We start from the raw sequence: 19,501 nt of genomic DNA on the forward strand, positions 1-19,501 counted from the left end.
CAGAGCACATCGCAGGCCAAGTTTGCGCGCGTCTGGATACATGATCAGTCGATTCCGCTAAAATATGGCACTCCATTGTGGGAACATGTTGTTCCCAATTACTTCAGCCAAAGTGCCCCGTGGGGCAATCGGCCAGCCACGCTGGATTGCTTGCGCAAGCCGCGTTCGGCAATGAGCAAAGTCCGCGCACTGACTTCAGCAGGCAGTTGCCACCTCAGGTGACAACTGCGACACCGATGTCACGCGCGAAAAATAGAGATATAACAAGCTTTGAAGAGGAGTTGGTTCTTGGTTTCGATGCCACTTGTAGTCGACCTGGATGGCACACTGATTCGTACGGACATGCTCCACGAATCCGCACTGAGCTTATTGCGCGACAGCCCGGGGAGCGTCCTGCGCATTCCTCTCTGGCTTTCGCGAGGCAAGGCGGTGCTCAAGGAACGCCTGGCAGGACTCGTGGACATCGACCCGGCCTCCCTACCCTACAATGCCGAGCTGCTCGAATGGCTGAAGGTGCAGAAGGCCGCAGGCCGCAAGCTGGTTCTGTGCACGGCGTCTGACAAGTCGGTGGCGCTCGCCATCGCCGAACACCTGACCATTTTTGATGAGGTCATGGCCAGCGATGGCGTCACGAACCTCGCTGGCCCCAACAAGGCCGCTGTTCTCCACGAGCGCTACGGTCAGGCTGGTTTCGATTATGTTGGCAACTCCAGCGCCGATATCGCCGTCTGGCGCTGCGCGCGCAATGCCATCGTCGTCAACGGATCGACCAGCCTGGCAAAAGCTGCCGGCGGCTGCTGCGAAGTCGAACGGGTGTTCCCGGCCGAAGGTCTCGGCTTCACGGCATGGCGCCGCGTGCTGCGAGTCCACCAGTGGCTCAAGAACCTGCTGCTGTTCGTGCCGATGTTTGCCGGCCACGAACTGACCAGTGGTTCGACCTGGGTCGCGATGCTCCTGGCGTTCTTCTCGTTCAGCATCTGCGCGTCATCGGTCTATATCGCCAACGACCTGCTCGACCTGGAAAGCGATCGGCAGCACCCGCGCAAGCGCTTCCGACCATTCGCATCGGGCCAGGTTCCCGCATGGAAAGGGGTGGTACTGGCGCCTGTGCTACTGTTGATCAGCGTGGCGCTGGGATGGTTCGTCGGCGGCAGTTTCCTGCCCTGGCTGGCCGTCTACTTCATCGTCACCTGCGCCTATTCCCTGGCACTCAAGCGAATCATCCTTGTGGACTGCCTTGTGCTGGCCTTGCTCTACACGTTGCGGATCATCGCCGGCGCCGCCGCGGCAATGCTTCCGATGACGTTCTGGCTGCTGGCGTTTTCGATCTTCCTGTTCATGTCGCTGGCGTTCGTTAAGCGCTACGCTGAACTCGAAGTTCAGCTGCAGAACGGCAAGGAGAAGGTCCATGGCCGCGGCTACTACACCAGCGATGCGCAACTGATCCAGTCACTTGGCATTGGCGCTGGCTACGCATCCGTCCTGGTGCTCGCACTCTATCTCAACAGCGATTCCGTGCTTGTGCTCTACAGCACTCCCGAATTCATGTGGGGCGCGGTGCCCATCATGCTGTTCTGGGTCAGCTGGATGTGGATGAAGGCACATCGCGGCCAGATGCACGACGATCCGCTGATCTTCGCGGTCAAGGACCGCGCCAGCCAGCTCGCCGGGGTCGCATTTGCCGCCGTGCTGGCAATGGGAACGGTGGGGTGGCCGTGGTAGGCGTCTCGTCGTGGGGCCGGCTCGCAAGCTGGGAACATGAACTTCGGGCTTTGACCGATCGAACGCAGGTGGCGCGGCACCTTGCCGGCTCGCTGCCAGGACTTGCGCACGGCATGGGTCGCAGCTATGGCGACGTCTGCCTCAATCCCGGCCACACGCTCTGGAAGACGACCGGCCTCGACCGTTTCATCGCATTCGACGACATAAACGGGCACCTGGTCTGCGAGGCCGGTGTGCTGCTGCGCGACATCCAGCATCTCGCCCTGCCCCGCGGCTGGATGCTGCCGGTAACACCAGGCACCCAGCTCATCACGGTTGGCGGCGCCATCGCGAACGACGTGCATGGCAAGAACCACCATGTCTTCGGTTCATTCGGCGATCACGTTCGCCGAATGACGCTGGTGCGTACCGATGGCAGCGTGCTCGAATGCGGCCCTGGTGAGCAGCCAGAATGGTTCGCCGCGACCATCGGAGGGCTGGGCCTGACGGGAGTCATTGTGACGGCCGAGCTGCAACTGCGGCGAGTTGCCGGGCCCTGGCTCGACACTGAGACCCTGCCCTATGCCAGCCTGGACGAATTCTTCGCCATTGCCGACAGCTCGGAGGCAGATTGGGAGCACACAGTGTCCTGGATCGACTGCCTTGGCGGTAGCTCGCAGCGCGGGCTGTTCATGCGAGGCAATCCGAGCAGTGCGACGGGCCGTTCCGAGCCTAAGGGCCGCAGCAAGACGATGCCATTCGTGCCACCGGTTTCACTGGTGAACGGACTGACGCTTCGGCCATTCAACACGGCCTACTTCCATCTGAACAAGTGGAAGGCAGGTCGTGGCGTGGCCCACTATGAATCGTTCTTCTACCCGCTCGACAACCTGCACGAATGGAACCGTATGTACGGTCCCAAGGGCTTCTTCCAGTACCAGAGCGTGGTGCCGCGTGCGGTAGGCCGCGATGCTGTTCAGGCCATGCTGACCGAGATCGCCAGGTCGGGCGAGGGCTCGTTCCTTGCCGTGCTCAAGACCTTCGGCGACCGGCAGGCCCCGGGAATGCTGAGCTTTCCGGAGCCCGGCGTCACGCTCGCGCTCGATTTCCCCAATCGGGGCGAGAAGACCGCCAAGCTATTCGAACGTCTCGACGCCATCGTCCGTGACGCGCGCGGGCGGCTCTATCCGGCCAAGGACGCGCGCATGCCGCGCGACCTGTTCGAAGCCGGCTATCCGCGGCTCGCGGAATTTCTTCCATTTCGTGATCCGGGCATCAGCTCCGCCCTGTCACTCAGACTCATGGGGCACTGACCTTGCAAGACCAGAGAAAGCGAATCGTCATCGTCGGCGCAACCTCCTCGATCGCCGAGCACTGCGCGCGCGCATGGGCCACCGAACCGGGGGCTGAACTGACGCTTGTGGTTCGAAACCGTGGGAAGGCCGAGCGCATCGCCGCCGATCTCCAGGTTCGCGGCCCCCGCGCGGCGGTCCGGATTGTCGAGAGCGAGTTCACCGACGCCACCGCGATTCGCCAGCTGGCCGACACCATCGCAGCCGATGGCCCGCTTGACACCGTGCTCATCGCGCACGGCTCACTTCCCGACCAGGAGCTCTGCCAGCAGGATCTCGCCGCGTCCACCGAGGCGCTGACCGTCAATGGCATCTCGCCGGTCTTGTTCGCGGAAGCTTTCGCCGGACACATGGCCAATGCCAACCGCGGCACGCTCGGCATCATCGGCTCCGTGGCCGGCGACCGCGGACGCAAGTCCAACTACGTCTACGGCGCCGCCAAGGGCATGGTCACCCGGTACGCCCAAGGCCTGCAGCACCGTATGGCTCTGGGCGGCCTCAACGGCGTGAAAGTCGTATTGATCAAGCCCGGCCCCACCGCCACGCCGATGACCGCGCATATGACCGCCCAGGCCGGCAAGATGGCCCGGGTGGAAGACGTCGCGAAGTGCATCGTCGACGGGATGCGCGCTGGCAACCCGGTAGTCTACGCACCGGGGAAATGGGCCGTGATCATGATGGTGATCCGACATTTGCCGAGCGTCGTCTTTAACAAGATGGATATTTGAGTGCAAGGCTCCGCACTGCATAGGCAGCGGCCTGGTGGACGTGTTGTCTCCCGATGACCTGCCCATAGCGGACTGCAATACAGCGAACATCATGAATCGAGGCGAAGTGTGAAAAACCTGAACGAGAAGATCGTCCTCCCGGGCGGAGCTGGCCTAGTTGGACAAAACCTGGTGGCCCGCCTGAAGGACCTGGGCTACAGCAACATCGTTGTGCTCGACAAGCATCGCGCCAACGTGGAAGTTCTCAGGAAGACCCAACCCGATGTGGTCGTCGAATGCGTCGACGTCTCGGTACCCGGCGAATGGTTGTCTCATTTCGATGGCGCTGCGGTGGTGGTCATGCTGCAGGCCCAGATTGGCGGCACCGATTGGCAGGAGTTCGTGCGCAACAACGTCGATTCGACGCGCGTGATCCTTGATGCAATCAAGACGAAGAACGTGCCTTACCTCGTGCACATCAGTTCGTCCGTGGTCGAATCCGTCGCCGACGATTTCTACACGCGCAGCAAGAAAGAACAGGAAGAAATGGTCCTTGCCAGCGGCATCCCCTGCCCGATCCTGCGCCCGACGCTGATGTTCGGCTGGTTCGACCGCAAGCATCTTGGCTGGCTCTCGCGTTTCATGCAAAGAGTGCCCGTATTTCCGATCCCGGGGAACGGACGCTATATGCGCCAGCCGCTTTATGTCGGCGACTTCTGCCGCATCATCATCAGTTGCATTGAAAACCGTCGCGGCGCAGGCGTGTACAACATCTCCGGGCACGAGAAGGTCGACTACATCGACATCATCCGCGAGATCAAGCAGGCTACCAGCTCAAAGACGCCGATCGTGCGTATACCGTACGGCCTCTTCTATGCCCTGCTCTGGACCTGGTCGCTTTTTGATAAGAATCCGCCGTTCACAACCCAGCAACTCGCGGCGCTGAGTGCAAAAGACGAGTTCGAAGTGATCGACTGGCCTGGCACCTTCGGCGTGTCCTCCACGCCGTTCAAGAAAGCAATCGACGAAACCTTTAACGATCCGCGCTATAGCAGCGTGGTCCTGGAGTTCTGAATGGCGCAACGCATCGCCGTACTTGGCGCAGGCCCGATGGGCCTGGGCGCCGCTTACCAGCTCGTCAAGGATGGCCATAAGCCTGTCGTGTACGAGGCCGACGACCGCGTCGGCGGCATGGCGGCCTGCTTCGATTTCGGCGGTACGTCGATTGAGCGCTACTATCACTTCCACGCCACCTCGGACATCGCCTTCTTCGAAATGCTCGGCGAACTCGGCCTGAGCGACAAGCTGCAATGGCGCGAGACCAAGATGGGTTATTACTACCAGGGTCATGTGCAACCCTGGGGCAACCCGGTAGCGCTGCTGAAGTTCAAAGGTCTCAGCTTGATTGCCAAGTTCCGCTATGGGCTCCACGCATTCCTCTCCACCAAGCGTGATGACTGGCGCTCTCTGGACAAGGTTGAGGCGAGCGGCTGGATTCGCCGCTGGATTGGCGAAGAGGCCTGGGAAGTGCTCTGGCGCCGACTGTTCGACTATAAGTTCTACGACTACGCTTACAACCTCTCCGCCGCTTGGATCTGGAGCCGCATCCGCCGGATTGGCCGATCGCGCTACAACCTGTTCCACGAGAAGCTCGGCTATCTGGAGGGTGGCTCCGACACACTGCTGCACGCCATGCGCGATGCCATTGTCGCAGGCGGCGGCGAGTTTCGCCTTTCGACGCCGGTGCAGCAGGTGGTGATGGAGAACGGCGTAGTCAAGGGGATTCAGACCAAAGACGGATTCGATCCGTACGACAAGGTCATCAGCACGGTACCGCTGCCTTACGTGCCGCGCATCATGCCTGACCTTCCCCCCGACGTGCTGGGCAAATTCTCCAGCGTCAAGAACGTAGCCGTGGTGTGCGTGATCGCCAAACTGAAGAAGGCCGTTACCGAGAACTTCTGGCTGAACGTCAATGACCCAGACATGGATATCCCGGGTATCGTCGAGTACACCAATCTGCGACCGATGGACAGCCACATCGTCTACGTACCGTACTACGTTCCAGGCGAGCATCCGAAATATCAGGAACCGGATGTCGTTTTCATCGAGAAGGTGAAGTCGTACCTGAAACGGATCAATCCGACGCTGACGGAATCAGACTTCATCGATGTGCGTGCGAGCCGCTACCGTTTCGCGCAACCGATCTGCGAGCCAGGCTATCTCGACCGCCTGCCGCCGATCCAGCTGCCCGTGAAAGGCCTGCTCGTCGCCGATACCTCGTACTACTATCCCGAAGACCGCGGCATCTCCGAGAGCATCGGCCTCTCGCGCAAGATGGCGAGGATGTTTTGATGCAGTCGCGGACCTTTCTGCTGTTTCTGCTGACTGGCGGCTTTGCGGCCGCCGTCAACTGGACGAGCCGAATTGCCTACAATCTGTGGATGCCCTACACGTACGCGATTGTGCTCGCTTACTTGACTGGCATGGTGACGGCGTTCGTGCTGGCCAAGATGTTCGTCTTCACCACTTCCACGCAGTCGACAGGACGTTCGGCGCTGATCTTCACCTTGGTCAATATCGCTGCGGTAATCCAGACTTGGGCTGTAAGCGTTTTGTTGGCGTACCACCTACTGCCTGCGCTGGGCATGATGTGGCACAGCAAGGAGATCGCGCACATGGTTGGGGTAGCGGTACCCGTGTTCACTAGCTATATCGGCCACAAGCGCTTCACGTTCCGCTAGCGGCTATATTATCAATACCGCAATGCACCGGTGCATTGGCTGGCGCATTCTTTCATTTGACGGTGGCGCGGTTCCGGCACTCATACAAGAGGCCTCCCGCCTCCGCTCTCACCGAGAACTCCAGTTCCCCATTCAGGCTGGGCACGTCGACCATCGTGTCGAAGCCAGTCTTGTCCATCACTGGCTTGCGGAATGCAGCCGCCACATCAGGACGTTCGGACACGGGCAACTGGAATGTTGTGACGCTACCATCGCCGACCTGAACAACCGCCCAAATCTTCTCCGGATTGATTCCTTTGTCGATTGACGGCGTAATCCAACCAGCAGCATGAATACGGCCGTCTTCACGACGCTCGATGCGGTCCAACGCGCAGGTCGCCGAATGGGGCGCAAGCGGCTGCGACGGCTGCACCGCCAATAGTTTCAGCGCATCCGGCTGCCGCGAGATCGTGAGCTCGTTGGTCGACACTGCAATATCGCGCTGCCAGTAGACCGATTTACCTGTCAGGATGCGAAAGGAGCGGACGTGACGAGTCTCGCCACCGCCAGCGACATTCAAGAAATCACCTGCCGATGACACATATGGTGACAAGAGTAACCCGTGTCGGGCAATGTCGGGGATCAGGCGGTGAGTAACCATCTTGCCGTCATGCAAGGTTAGCTCGATCTCCACCGGGGGCAGCTTGTAAAGCCCGAGCATAAGTTTGCCAAGCGCGGTCAGGCGCAGGTCTACCTTCGCCCAGAGCAGATCCGTACCATCGGCCACTATCACGGATTCTCCGTCCTTGGTCGTCTGCTTCCGCTCAGGGCCGAATTGCGCCAGCTTCCCATCCTCCCGAGCCAGCGTGAGAAAGATCCCATTGAAGTCAATAATTCGGTAGTGGCTCAGCAGCAACGGCCAACTGAGTGAATCGTCTTGTGACGGAAGGCGGCCGTCAATGGGGGCGATCGTGAAATATATATGCTCTGGCGCACTGGGGCCATTCAGATGACGGGCGTCCTTCTCCAGCAAGATGCCGGTATAAGACGAATAGCTCTGGGGCACCGGCCGTCCTGCCCAAGGCTGACCAGATGCGAGCAGCGGAGCCAGTTCAGTCGGATAAACATCTGCAGAGCCAGGGAGCACACGGAAATGCGCATTGCGCAGTATCTCCCGATTGCTCCTTGTATACTCAGCGTGTAAATCTTTAGTGCCTGACAAGCGAGAGGACAATGCCCGTACGTCGCTAACAATTGAGCCCGTCAAGCGACCTGCGGTTTCTCGGAGAGACTCCCCACTAGCCGATTGGTTAACCATCCAGGAAGCGCCAAGGCAAATCGCTCCGACAGCGAGCGCACCCCGATTGCGCATTGTCATCAGCACAATGAGAGTCATAAACAACAACGCGTTCGCTGCGATCAGGCTGTGTCCGTCATGCCTTACAAAGGCGGCCTTAAAAAGGACGAACACAAAGAACAGAATACCCAGCAATGTGCAGGCCTGACGCCCCCTTGAAGCGCCCTTAAGTGTTCCGGCGAGAGCCAGCACGAATGCAGTTGCCGCAGCAAGCCAGATAGCGACCTCCGATGGATCGCCCTCAAGCGACATTGCACCGGTGTACCCTGAGATGATCGGCTTCTGCGACACAAAAAAGCCTGGCAGCGCGCCAATCGGTTGTCCTGATAGCACCCATCCAAGTACCATCGACGCGACCACGAGCGCAACCAGTGCGATCCCCTGTGACACGCGGCCTGACACGAGGCAAAGGACAACCGACAAGCCGACCGCAACGCCCGCGAAGCCACCCAAGCTACCCTTTATCAGTGGCAGTAAGCCAACGGCTATTGCAAGCAGCGCCATCGCAATCCGGGCGGCTCCGTCACTTGGGACGGCCTCGCGCTCGTCGGATGCGTTAGTTAGGCGAAAGACTGCAAGAAGCAATAGCAGCGGCAGAATGAGGAAAATGCCATCCATCAATTGGCACAGCCCCACTGCAACCGGCACAAAGACCAACCACGCCACCCGGTATGGGAAAGCGAGCAGCCAGAACCCTGACATGAGACCGAGCGCGACCAGTGCGCTACCGCCTAGCATCATGGCTTCCGTGGCAGGATGAAAGACATGCGTGTACACAGACCCATACGGACCAAACGTAAAAATAATGTCACGCCCAAAGACCATACCCGTGGCAATAGCCTCGTTCACCGCGAAAGTCCACGATGGATCAAGTCCTGCGCTTGGCATCAGTGGCCCCACAGGTATCAGAAGTAAGCAGGTCAGAAACGCGGCACCCACGGCCAACAGCCACGAGCCGCCACTAGGCTTAGCAGCCACGGCGGATTTCCGTTCGACCAAATTCATTGGATTCATCCGAATTTTCTGATTCATTCTAGCGATGAAATTCTAACGTCGTAGCCGTTCAGACCACCGACGATTGATCCTAACAAGCCAGCAAATGATATGTTGGCGCAGCTTACCGCTATTGTTGCCGCTACCTGGCCCCGTCCGCGCTGACGTCCAAACTCTCTGCCATCCACCCCGGATACTGCTGCGGCCCGCATTGAAAAGCAGCAAAGAAATGCCGCTACCAAAGCCTGCAAACACGCGACGAAGCCATTCTGGTAGTCAGCACCTACGCGCCCTCAGGCATGCGCTGCAAGAACAGGCGCTCACAAGGAACTCGATCAAATCGTTCGTCCTGTATGAGGATGTGGTACCAACGAGTAAAGATCACGAAAGTGCTGCTGCCAAAGTGCACACATTGCATCCATCTGCCGGAGTAGATCGCCACCAAATGGTTTGCCCGAGGCATCCGCGAATTCAACGGGCTGACGCATGTACCGGACGATGACACGCTCGAACTCGTCCACACAATGAGCGAGCGCGTCCTCGAACTCGATCGGCACAGCACTCGCCTTGCATTCGGGATGAAGCGAAAGAAATGTACTGAACAGCCGCTCGACAATGAACGGCAGCAGCGGCGCCGGATCAGTGTGCGTGGTATCGCGCATCACGGCCTGTGCGACGGGATCGCCAGGTGCGTCTTCCAGAAACTCCGCGATGGGAACGAGAACACCGCCTACGTAGCGCTCCCAGAACTCTGGCGAGCCTGCCCAGAAATTGCAGTAAGCAAGCGTTGCTTGACCGTGACGCGGCACGCTGGAAAGCGGCCAGCCAATGCCAACCTTGTCAAGCAGCGCCTGTGCGGCTGCGCCCAGGCCTGGATGCGCGTGCTCCCCCTGCATCCACACGTTATAGGACCAATAAGCGAGCTGGGGGAATGGATTGACGAAACTGACGTCATCTCCCACATGGGCGTGGACGAATGCAACAAATGACTCAAGGCCAACGCGCGACTTGAGGCCGAACTTTGGCGAAATGAGCCCTGTCGCTGCGTGCCGTCGATGAATGCCCTGCTTGTACATCGATACAAGAATTGCAAATTCGCGCCAGTCCGGCCGTGAGTTGTCACGCATCTCCAGCGGAATCAACAAGTCACTCGACGAAACCTGATCCGGTCGATAGAGCGGCTCGTACAGTCCGACCTGGCCGGCGCTCGCCGCTATGGATTGATACTCAACCATTGCCTAGCAAAGCAAGAAGAATCTCAGCGCTGCGACTGATGTGGTGTGAACGGCAGACATCGTCGAATGCATCGCCCCGGATCCTGTTGCGCAGGCTCGCGTCAGCGGCCATCCGCTCCATCGCATCGAGCCAGCTCTCGTAGGTATTGTCGACCAGCAGGCCTGTTTCGCCGTCTTTGACGCAGTCCTCATAGATCGGGCTGCGCGAATAGATGCCAGGCACCCGAGCCGTGCCATAGTTCAGGTACTTGAACGGATTCTTGCAGCTATTGAAGAACAGGCTGTCAGGGTCTTCCGCCCCTCCAAGCGGGGTGATCGAGAAAACGTAGCCACCCGCGATCAGCGCCTGCACGTAGTCCGGATATTGCTTTCGACTTGTGTAGTGCAGAAATGGAAGCGAGAAGATCTCGGGGAACGGATCTCCGTAGAAATCAAGCAAGTAATCCGGATGCTGATGGAAGAAGTCTTGCAGCACGCGCAACAGCACGGCCTTGCTATTGTTGACCTTGATCAGGTCCGCGTTGGTGAATACGATGCGTGGCGGTTGCAGTTCGCGGACCGCACCCGCGTGGTTCTCCGCAATATACTTCTCGACGTACATGCCGTTCGGCATCAGGATCGGCCGGGCGCAATACTCTCCAATGTGATCGAGCAAGTTCTGATTGGCCACCGTCACGACATCTGCCAGTGACATCAACTCGCGGATACCGTCGAGTTGTTTGGCAACTTTGGTCGCGTTGCTGTACGAAGGGAACGAGAAAATCCAGTCATCAACATCATAGACAATGCGTACTCCTCTCTCCCGTGCACGGCGCGCCACGGCAACGGCCGCCGGCGAACTGTGCTTGCTCAGGGTCAGCGCATCAGCCCATTCGAGTGCGGAATCGACTCGCTCATGGTTCTCCGCGATCGCGGCGAATGTCAACATACCCTTGTCGGAAAGGAAGTCAAGCGTCTCAGTCATCCGCGCCTCAACTGATAGCGAGAGCGCATCAGCGGCGACATGGGATACGCGCTGTAGCGCAAGGACTTTCATCATTAGCCTTTCCTCGCACTGCTCATGGACATGGAAGCCAGCGCTTCAGGCGGCATCAACGAGAACCCACGTAGCACCGGCAAGTCGGAACCCACGTTCCAGTCCAGTATGGTGAGGCTCGCATGAGCCGGCAGTAATGCCGGAAATCTCTCCATCCCGATCGAAAGCGCCTGCTGGAGCAAGCAGGCGATTGGCCCGGAGTGCGAGACGACAGCGATCTCGCTTGCCGCGGTATCGGATATGCCCTGCACGCGCAATGAATGAAGCCAGTCAAGCACCCGCTCGTTCAAGGTGGCATGCGACTCGCCGCCCGGATAGGCATTACGATAGTCCGAGTAGAAATCGGGATAGTCGTGCAAAAAACTGTCAAGTGGCGCATTGGCAACCGCGCCGGCGTCGGTTTCGCCGAGCCGGGGATCGATTTCCCACTCGGCCGTCGGGAACAGAAGCCTCGCGGTTTCTTGCGCACGCCTCCACTGACTAGTCAGGAAGCGGTCGGGGCAAATCGCAGCGGCCTCGATCCATGGCGCCATTGCGCGCGCCTGATTCACGCCCTGGGCAGACAAGGGGTCTTCCGGCGTACCCGTCACGCGCCGCGCGATATTGGCTTCAGACAGGCCGTGTCGGAACAAATAAAGCCTCATGGCGCCTCAACCACCTCATTGAAAACATCCAGCAACGGTACGATTGCCGCAGGCAGGCAGTGCCGGCGAAGATGTTCGCGTTGCACATCGGTTTGTGCGGGAGCACGAATGGCGGCCTCAACGCCCTCGCGGATTGACTCGGTCGAGTCGGGATCCACCAATTGAGCAAAACTGTCGAAATGCTCACGCGCCCAGTCTGATTTGGTCAGCACCAGCCGGCAACCCGACAGGCCCGCAGCTATTGCCGACAGTCCCGGCGGCTCTTTGGAGACTTCGACATAAAAACTACATTCCTGGAGCGCGGCCCGCATCACCTCGGATCGGTAAGGCAATCCTTCAATAAACAGAAAGTTCGATGGGCTTTCGCGCCGGCAGGCGTTGTAGTACTCACGGTCTCGATAGCGTCCGACGAACACAAGTGGCATGCCACAGTCCCGAAGCGCGCGTATAGCGGTTAGCTGGTTCTTAGAAGGCTCAATCACACCAAACCAGATGCCATACTTCTCAAGTCCGTACATTGTGCGGAATAGTCGGTCCGGCGCATTCTTGGAAAAGATCTGGTCGACACCCGCCGGTACAAAGCGAATCTTCCCCTCTGGCACCGCATAGCGCGAGCAAAAATGCTCCTTCTCAGCGATCGATTTGAAAACGATGACTTTGGCAAGCGCCACATGTTCAGCAATCAAACCGCTTGGCGGCGGATGCAGTTCGTCGGCCCATAGGTTCGGCCACAGGACAATCGGCTTACCCGCTGCTGCCACAGAACGGAGCAACTCAAGTCCACCGCCATGGACGGAGAAATGGAGCACGACATCATAGCGGTCAAGCGACTGCGAAAACGGACCGTATATATCAGCGATATAGCCCTGCTTCTTCAAGCTGTCGACCAAACTAACTATCTCAAACTCGCCACCACCCCGGACCAAGAAGGCGGAGTGGTACGTCGTGACCAGTATCTTGGGTGGGGAATTCATCTTAAGCTCGTTGTCCAATTGTGTTCAAGAGCGTGGACCAGCGCTCGTCGTTGCAAGCATTCAAAATGCCCTCGGCACGCGCCCGTGCACGCCGCTGCAACTCGCGCCACTGTTCCCCTCGACGCAGCGACAGGATCGATTCGGCGATCCGATCTGGCGTGGCGTCGACATCCGCGACCAAGCCTGTATCGCCCACGACCTCCGCCGCTGCATGTCCCGCCCTCACAACGGCGGGAATGCCCCGGTACATCGCCTCAAGCGCTGGAATGCAGAACCCCTCATGACGACTCATCGACAGGAGAATCGATGCTTTGTCGTAGCTCGACAGCATATCTGCATCGTCGATCATGCCTGTAAAATCGACGCGAGCAAGCACATCTAGATCCCTGGAGAGCTTTAGCAGTGACTTCGTATACTCATGATTCGGCGCCGTACCAACAATGGAAAGCGTCGCATCGAGGCCATCGGTCACAGCGCACGCCAATACCCTGATAGAGTCCTCGATCCGCTTGTGCGGCACCACCCGTCCAAGTGCCAGCATATTAAAACGCCCATTTTCATGGCGCGGCGCGCATTCTACTGCAAATGCTGGGAGGTCCGCGAAGACCGGTGGAATAACTTCGATCGCGCCCAAATCCATATATGGCGCCAATCCTCCAGCGATATATGCGGAATTCGCGACTACCAGATCGAAATCCACAAGCTTGGGTAGCTGCGCAATCGCTTGCTCACAATACTCGGCCGTCACTGGTTCGAATTCGCGAAGCAACGCCGGATCCGTGACACCATGAAAATAGCAGGCCTTTCGATTCGGAAGCGCCAGCAGCCTGTCGAGCTGCGGATCGACAATGGAATAGCTCACCAGCAATATATCCTCAGGTGCGATCTCGTCGAACAAGGCACTTATTGGGCGAATATCCGCGACGCCAATATCGAAATTGCGCGCGTACAACCGCACCTCCCAGCCCGACCGCTGCGCGCAACGCGCAATACCGAGGCAGTGATTGCCAACGGCGTCTCCGACAAAGATGTCGATAGCGCAGATCATCAGCCTCATTGCTGCTCCCCTAGTACTCCACCTTCCGCAACGATGGCTTTCAAGCGCGTCTCGTAAGCGCGTGCGACCGCGGCAAGCGAGTAACTGTCTTTGATGCGCGCTTGACCAGCAGCCGCAATGCGCGCTCGCTCCTTGGGATTTTCATAAAGGCGGCGAAGCTGCTGAGCGGCGACCGATACGTCTGGATCACACCAGTACTGGCCTTCACTGAACAGATACTCGCCAGCATGCAACGGAACGAGTTCTCCGTCCACAAGGTACGAAGTCTGCTGATCGCAGAAATCGACATTGCCGGAAAAATTGGTCGCTACGACCGGTTGGCCCAGACCCATGGCTTCGGCGATCACCCGCCCAAATCCCTCGCTTCGGTGAAGCGAGATGTATGCATCGCAAGTGGCCATGAAATCGACTGAATCCTGTCGGCTCATATGTTCCGATACGATCTGAATGCGTGGATCTGCTTCCGCCATCCGTAGGACATCTTGCCAGGTCGGATCCGAGTCACGCACGTTCATTGCCTTGATCACAAGGCCGACTGGTTCGCTGTCCGAACCGAATGCCTTCTGGAAAGCCTGTACGCCCGCTATCGGGTTCTTCCTGCTGAGCCAGGAGTTGCCGTCAAACATCAGATAGAACAGAAAGCGATCTTCAGCCATCTCAAAACGCCGACGATTCGGATTTACTGGCTTTGGAATCTCAACGGCCATCGGCATGTGGACAACGCGCGAATGACCAAGACGCTTATAGACCGCCTCGACGAATCGACTCTGTGCCCAAATTTCGTCCACAAAGCCATGCACCTGGCCAAACGCCTGGGGCCAATGGGGCAACTCCCATGGCCATGCTCCAATCTTGTATGTATTGGAATCGATGATACGGCGGCCGCCTTCGAGCGCAAGACGAACCATCTCCGGTGGCGGCAGACAGAACAGGGTCACGCCATAGCGCAGATCGGCGCTGAGCAAATGATCGGCGGAGTGGTCTCGCTTTGCCGGTCCCACCATTGGCGCGTTAACAAGCACCACCGGAATCTGCAGTCGTTCGAACACCCGCGCAGCAGTTCGCGCGTCCTCGCCCAAACCAAGTGAGCCCTGAGGAAAGCCAATAATATTGACGCCAAGAGGAAATGCACCGAGGCGCTGCGTGGCCATTGCTACATACTGACCCCGCTGGTTGTCGAACTGAATATCTGCACCAGCCAATGCGTTGTACTCTCCCCGTCCGGTACTCTGCCACCAATGCACGAGTCCGCTCACGCCTTCCTTGCCCCTTAGATCGAAAGCGGCTTGTAAGTCCATACGCTCACGCCACATCGCATACAGAAATTTGGGCAACGGCGTGGGGATATCATCCGCCTGATATGGCTCTAGCAACTGCTCCCATTGGCCGGCGTTCGACCATTCGAGCATCGGATATTCATTGCGGCCGTGACTGTTCCACCATTCGTAGCACGCCAACTGCCCACTCGCTGTATCTGTATGCATCGTGTTCCGCAAATCGGCACGCAGATCAATGAGAACACTCAGGAAACGCGGCAGTCTCAAAACAGCCGTCGTGTCTTCAACCACCCGACTCAGATAGTTCCAAAGAGGCCCTGTGCTCCAAGCGAGTTTCGAATACTCAAGTCGGCCATGGCGCTCCCACCAGTTCGCGCATTCGAACAGCCCCCTCAGGGAGTTCGTTGTCATGGAAATCGGTAAGTCCGTACGTTCGGCCAACAGAGCTTTGAGAAAACGGGGTAGTCGCAGCCCCGTCTGTGAATCGATGCTATCGATCTCATTCATCCCGGTCCAGATGCCCGCAGTGGACCAACTGAGACGAGGATACTCTTGCTTTCCATGCCGCTCCCACCACTCCACACATGCGAACATGCCAAGCAGCGTGTTCATCGTTAGTGCAGGCTTGAGGTCTGGCCGTTCGGCAAGAAGCAGCGGAAGAAATCGAGGCGCAGGCATCCCCAGCGCCGTCGGAACTCCGGCAGGCTCATTTAGGTGTCGCCATATCGAAGTCGACGTCCAATTGAGGCGCGGGTACTCGTCGCGTCCATGCGATTCCCACCAATTCATTGCCGCAAGTTGACCGGCAAATGTGGACAGATCCAATGTCCGGAACAAGTCCGGCCGGCTGTTGATGATCAGGTCCAGAAAACGCGGGAACTCTTCCATGCCGCTACCGGCGATGGGGCGACGCTCGCTCAACGCGAGAATCAGCGGCTCCGGCTCAAGAACATCCGGTTCCGAACTGCGTAGCCATAGCGCTACGCTCTCCGGAAATTGCTCTATTAAAGTCTTGCCATCGAATTGACGCAGAAAGGTCACGTCTTGTTCGCGGAGTTCCCAATCGAAGTCCGGATAGTCCTTTCGGCCGAGCGCCTTCCACCAGAAATACAGTTCCATCCGCCCACGAACGGTGCGACTTTCAAACTGCGCAAGGTCAGCCCGGAATTTAATTAGGAAATAGATCGCGCTTGGCAACGCGAACGGTGCACTTTCGAGGGGATGTCGGTATTCGGCAAGCCAACCGGTAATGTTTGACGCCATGTGGGTTCAGTTTGATCCGGGGACGCGCGAATACATAGCAATCGCGAAATCTTCAGAATCCAGAGTGAGATTTGGGGAATAGCAGCGGTCATTCAGGAGTCTCTCACCCCAGCGAGACTTGACGAACGCAATCTCGCGGTCAAAGCGCGCCTTCTTCTCGGGCGTATCCTCATATCCGCGCGACGCCGATTCGTGATGATAGAGCTCGGCATACGGCGTCCACACATTGCGATAGCCTGCCTGCTGCACACGTAGGCAGAAGTCAACATCGTTGAATGCGACTTCCAATTGCTCGTCGAGACCGCCAACTTCCTTGTAAATCGAAGTACGAATCAGCAGGCAGGCGGCCGTTACGGCGCTCATGTCACTGCGTAGCAGTGTCCGATAGAAATAACCAGGGGCGTGGCGCGGCGAGTGCTTGTGCGAATGCCCGGCCACACCACCCAACCCGACGATCACGCCGGCGTGCTGAACCGTATCATCGGGATAGAGCAGCTTGGCGCCTACCGCCCCGACCTTGTCCTGAAACGCTAACGACACCATCTCGGTAAGCCAGTCCGTGGCAATAACTTCGATATCATTATTCATCAGGCAGATGAAGTCCGCCTTGCTCGCCAACGCTACGCGGTTATTGATTCTCGAATAGTTAAAAGGTGACTCGTCGCGTGAAACGCGGATATGTGCGTCACCGGCATAGGATGCAAACAGGTCGAATGTCGCCTGCTCGGTCGAGCCGTTGTCGATGATCGTGATCACATAGTTCTCGTACGTAGTCTTCTCGCGTATCGAATCGACACACTGGCGCACGAGAACTGCGGCATCGCGCGTCGGGATGATGATCTCCACGCGTGGCAACTCTTCCGGCAGGGAATAGACAACCTTGTTAAAGCCGCTCGCTCGCGGTGCGGGCTCTACCGTGCCCGACACGCCTATGCGTACGAGATGCTCGCCGATCGCGCGCTGCGCAGCATTCGACGCATAAGGCTTGACCTCGTGGCTTGACGCTGTGCTCTGTGGAATCAGTCGCCAGTGATACAAGACCCTCGGTACATGGAGCACGGCTTGCGGGCCGTAGGCATCCATCACGCGCAGCGACAAGTCGTAATCCTGCGCACCCTCGAAGCCTACGCGGAACCCTCCCACTTCACGCAATGCGGCAGCCTTGTAGACAGAGAAGTGGCAGATCATGTTCTGGCTCAGGAAGAGCGCATAATTGAGATCGCACTTGAAGTAAGGCTCCGAGCGGACACCATCTACGGAAATCTTATCCTCGTCGCTGTAGATCAGCACTGCATCCGGCCTGGCGTTGATCGCCTCGACCATGTGGAACAGCGCAAGCGGATGCAATTCGTCGTCATGATCCAGCAGGCCGATGTACTCGCCCGTAGCCATCTCGAGTGCGGTATTGCTTGCCGCACTAATGTGACCGTTGGTTTCGCGGTAGGTCACCTTAATGCGCGAATCGCGAGCGGCATAGGCGTCGAGCATTTCGCGAACATGTGGTTCGGTCGAACTGTCGTCTGCGACGCAAAGCTCCCAGCGATCGTAGACCTGCGCGACAACGGACTCGATCGCCTTCTGAAGCCATTGCTCGGGCGTGTTGTAGACCGGCATTGCAATGCTGATCAGTGGCTGATGGGGCCAATTCGCAGCGCCTTCGCGATAGCGCGGAAAGTTGGATGGCGACGGCTCATTGTTCTCGATCCAGCGCTCATAGCTCAGCTCAACCTGATTGCCCGCCCAGTTCGAGCCATCGCCAGTACTGTCATCCGTCACAACTATGCGCCGTGAGTCGGAGCAGGCTTGATTGGCTCCGCCGACAATCTCGATACGCAGATCGAGCACCGAGAACAAGCCCGGATGGGAGACCGCATCGAAGCGCAAGCCATTCAGCGACGCAGGGAAAGCAATCTCCTGATCCACGAAACCATCCGGATCAACATTAAAGTAGATAGCACCCTGTTCAGACAGCCCCGCACCGACATCCACATAGAGCACGCAAGGTGAACGGCGCAGGTGTTTGGTGGCGAGCCTGAATGAGAACCGCACCACGTGCTCTCGCATTTGCTCCCAGCCCTCTATCAGGAATTGAGGATCTCCGGTGATTGCCTGCCACTGGAACGCGGGTTCCGTGGCGGACTCGACGTTCCTGAATGCTTTCAGTTGGAATTTCATTTCTTGATCACAGAGCTATAGATTGTCGCCATGGGTTCGAGCACAGCAGACCAGCGAAAGTCCCGCGTTGCGGTATGCTGGCTGTATCCGAGTGAACCGCCGATGGCGGCGAGGAGCGCCCGAACGATACTCTGGGTATCGTTCGGATCCAGATAGGCCACGTCGTCGCCGAAATACTCAAATGTCGACCCAACTTGGGTCACAGCAATACGGCAGCCCGCTGCGTAGGCCTCCAGGGCAGCCAGGCCAGGTGTTTCAAGCGTACTTGGCAGGCAGAACACATCACATGCCACATAGGCCGAGCGCAACAGCAGGGAATCATGTGGGAGGGGGCCTAAATAGGCCACCTGGTTGCCGCCTTCCTCCAGGCATTGGCGAGCGTAGGCCGGATCGCGCTGATGGCCAATCAGAACGAGCTTGCGCTCCGGGAAAGCTTTCATCGCCCGCACCAGCGAAAGCTGGTTCTTGCGCGGCTCAATATTCCCTACATTGAGCACAAAGGCACCGCCAATGTCGAAATGCTCGCGGAACAGATCAGGCGAAACCTCCTCATAGAACATCGGCTCTACACCGTTGAGCACAGAGACAAAGCGTTCGCGGGGCTGGTCGAATACGCGCGCGAGCGTGTCGCATTCAATCTCGGAGTTCGCGATGACACGATCGGCCAACGAAAACTGGTGTGCGATCTCGGCCATCGGATACAGGTGTGCGGTCTCTTCGGTAACCCACAAGCTGGAGGACACGACCAGCGGCAAGCCCAGTTGCCGGACAAAATTGCAGTAATGGACGGACCCGCCCACACACGAAAAGAAATGAACCAGTTCGTGATCGAGGAAGCGTGGATTCCAGGGGTCAAACAACGTGACGTTGATACCAAAGCGCGGAAGGTTGCGTTGGTATGCCAGCAACTGGATTTCCCCACCGCCAGGAGTGTGGAATGCCATTGGATAGGTCGTAAATAGTGCCTTCATTCGTAGTACTCTTCACCGCGGCAGCGACCACGCGGG

General features: G+C 58.2%; 15 protein-coding genes. 6 read left to right on the top strand and 9 right to left on the bottom strand.

Going from position 1 to position 19,501, the window contains the following annotated elements:
* The first annotated feature begins 288 nt into the window (after window positions 1-288).
* The 6 genes from CupriaWKF_RS12770 to CupriaWKF_RS12795 all read left to right on the top strand — a co-directional run bounded on the left by CupriaWKF_RS12770 (window position 289) and on the right by CupriaWKF_RS12795 (window position 6,504).
* Window positions 289-1,722 carry a UbiA family prenyltransferase gene (locus CupriaWKF_RS12770; protein WP_276098228.1) on the top strand — a complete coding sequence of 478 codons (1,434 nt, stop codon included), beginning with the start codon at window positions 289-291 and terminating at the stop codon, window positions 1,720-1,722.
* Window positions 1,716-3,014 carry an FAD-binding oxidoreductase gene (locus tag CupriaWKF_RS12775; RefSeq protein WP_276100794.1) on the top strand — a complete coding sequence of 433 codons (1,299 nt, stop codon included), beginning with the start codon at window positions 1,716-1,718 and terminating at the stop codon, window positions 3,012-3,014. Before CupriaWKF_RS12770 ends, CupriaWKF_RS12775 begins: the two co-directional genes overlap by 7 nt.
* A gap of 2 nt (window positions 3,015-3,016) precedes the next feature.
* Window positions 3,017-3,781 (top strand): SDR family NAD(P)-dependent oxidoreductase, encoded by a 765-nt coding sequence (locus tag CupriaWKF_RS12780; RefSeq protein ID WP_276098229.1) that lies wholly within the window; start codon window positions 3,017-3,019, stop codon window positions 3,779-3,781.
* Between the two features lie 117 nt (window positions 3,782-3,898).
* Window positions 3,899-4,834: an NAD(P)-dependent oxidoreductase gene (locus tag CupriaWKF_RS12785; protein WP_276100795.1), complete on the top strand. Its 936-nt coding sequence runs from the start codon at window positions 3,899-3,901 to the stop codon at window positions 4,832-4,834.
* The gene (locus CupriaWKF_RS12790; protein WP_276098230.1) at window positions 4,835-6,115 is read left to right on the top strand and encodes an NAD(P)/FAD-dependent oxidoreductase; all 1,281 of its coding nucleotides are present in this window, start codon (window positions 4,835-4,837) and stop codon (window positions 6,113-6,115) included. It begins immediately after the preceding gene.
* Window positions 6,115-6,504 carry a GtrA family protein gene (locus CupriaWKF_RS12795; RefSeq protein ID WP_276098231.1) on the top strand — a complete coding sequence of 130 codons (390 nt, stop codon included), beginning with the start codon at window positions 6,115-6,117 and terminating at the stop codon, window positions 6,502-6,504. Before CupriaWKF_RS12790 ends, CupriaWKF_RS12795 begins: the two co-directional genes overlap by 1 nt.
* Before the next feature lie 52 nt (window positions 6,505-6,556).
* Here CupriaWKF_RS12795 and CupriaWKF_RS12800 read toward each other — a convergent pair whose 3' ends face one another.
* From CupriaWKF_RS12800 to CupriaWKF_RS12840, 9 genes are all read right to left on the bottom strand, one after another.
* A complete protein-coding gene (locus CupriaWKF_RS12800) occupies window positions 6,557-8,854 on the bottom strand; it encodes a hypothetical protein (protein WP_276098232.1) in 2,298 nt (765 codons plus the stop codon).
* A gap of 314 nt (window positions 8,855-9,168) precedes the next feature.
* Window positions 9,169-10,068: a hypothetical protein gene (locus CupriaWKF_RS12805; protein ID WP_276098233.1), complete on the bottom strand. Its 900-nt coding sequence runs from the start codon at window positions 10,066-10,068 to the stop codon at window positions 9,169-9,171.
* Complete coding sequence (locus CupriaWKF_RS12810) at window positions 10,061-11,107, bottom strand: glycosyltransferase (protein ID WP_276098234.1); 1,047 nt, start codon at window positions 11,105-11,107, stop codon at window positions 10,061-10,063. The genes CupriaWKF_RS12805 and CupriaWKF_RS12810 overlap by 8 nt, the downstream gene beginning before the upstream one ends.
* Complete coding sequence (locus tag CupriaWKF_RS12815; protein ID WP_276098235.1) at window positions 11,107-11,748, bottom strand: histidine phosphatase family protein; 642 nt, start codon at window positions 11,746-11,748, stop codon at window positions 11,107-11,109. The genes CupriaWKF_RS12810 and CupriaWKF_RS12815 overlap by 1 nt, the downstream gene beginning before the upstream one ends.
* Window positions 11,745-12,722 carry a mannosyltransferase gene (locus CupriaWKF_RS12820; RefSeq protein ID WP_276098236.1) on the bottom strand — a complete coding sequence of 326 codons (978 nt, stop codon included), beginning with the start codon at window positions 12,720-12,722 and terminating at the stop codon, window positions 11,745-11,747. Before CupriaWKF_RS12820 ends, CupriaWKF_RS12815 begins: the two co-directional genes overlap by 4 nt.
* Window position 12,723: 1 nt before the next feature.
* Window positions 12,724-13,779, bottom strand: coding sequence for a glycosyltransferase family 4 protein (locus CupriaWKF_RS12825; protein WP_276098237.1), 1,056 nt, complete (start codon window positions 13,777-13,779; stop codon window positions 12,724-12,726).
* Window positions 13,776-16,319 carry a glycosyltransferase gene (locus tag CupriaWKF_RS12830; protein WP_276098238.1) on the bottom strand — a complete coding sequence of 848 codons (2,544 nt, stop codon included), beginning with the start codon at window positions 16,317-16,319 and terminating at the stop codon, window positions 13,776-13,778. Before CupriaWKF_RS12830 ends, CupriaWKF_RS12825 begins: the two co-directional genes overlap by 4 nt.
* Window positions 16,320-16,325: 6 nt before the next feature.
* Complete coding sequence (locus CupriaWKF_RS12835; RefSeq protein WP_276098239.1) at window positions 16,326-18,494, bottom strand: glycosyltransferase family 2 protein; 2,169 nt, start codon at window positions 18,492-18,494, stop codon at window positions 16,326-16,328.
* Window positions 18,491-19,465: a glycosyltransferase family 4 protein gene (locus CupriaWKF_RS12840; RefSeq protein ID WP_276098240.1), complete on the bottom strand. Its 975-nt coding sequence runs from the start codon at window positions 19,463-19,465 to the stop codon at window positions 18,491-18,493. The genes CupriaWKF_RS12835 and CupriaWKF_RS12840 overlap by 4 nt, the downstream gene beginning before the upstream one ends.
* Between the last annotated feature and the right edge of the window lie 36 nt (window positions 19,466-19,501).

It is taken from the genome of Cupriavidus sp. WKF15, assembly GCF_029278605.1.
GTDB lineage: Bacteria > Pseudomonadota > Gammaproteobacteria > Burkholderiales > Burkholderiaceae > Cupriavidus.

Coding starts and splice junctions, on each gene's coding strand:
- CupriaWKF_RS12790 (WP_276098230.1), top strand. CDS start 4,835: ATGGCGCAACGCATCGCCGTACTTGGCGCAGGCCCGATGGGCCTGGGC.
- CupriaWKF_RS12795 (WP_276098231.1), top strand. CDS start 6,115: ATGCAGTCGCGGACCTTTCTGCTGTTTCTGCTGACTGGCGGCTTTGCG.
- CupriaWKF_RS12800 (WP_276098232.1), bottom strand. CDS start 8,854: ATGAATCCAATGAATTTGGTCGAACGGAAATCCGCCGTGGCTGCTAAG.
- CupriaWKF_RS12805 (WP_276098233.1), bottom strand. CDS start 10,068: ATGGTTGAGTATCAATCCATAGCGGCGAGCGCCGGCCAGGTCGGACTG.
- CupriaWKF_RS12810 (WP_276098234.1), bottom strand. CDS start 11,107: ATGATGAAAGTCCTTGCGCTACAGCGCGTATCCCATGTCGCCGCTGAT.
- CupriaWKF_RS12815 (WP_276098235.1), bottom strand. CDS start 11,748: ATGAGGCTTTATTTGTTCCGACACGGCCTGTCTGAAGCCAATATCGCG.
- CupriaWKF_RS12820 (WP_276098236.1), bottom strand. CDS start 12,722: ATGAATTCCCCACCCAAGATACTGGTCACGACGTACCACTCCGCCTTC.
- CupriaWKF_RS12825 (WP_276098237.1), bottom strand. CDS start 13,779: ATGAGGCTGATGATCTGCGCTATCGACATCTTTGTCGGAGACGCCGTT.
- CupriaWKF_RS12830 (WP_276098238.1), bottom strand. CDS start 16,319: ATGGCGTCAAACATTACCGGTTGGCTTGCCGAATACCGACATCCCCTC.
- CupriaWKF_RS12835 (WP_276098239.1), bottom strand. CDS start 18,494: ATGAAATTCCAACTGAAAGCATTCAGGAACGTCGAGTCCGCCACGGAA.
- CupriaWKF_RS12840 (WP_276098240.1), bottom strand. CDS start 19,465: ATGAAGGCACTATTTACGACCTATCCAATGGCATTCCACACTCCTGGC.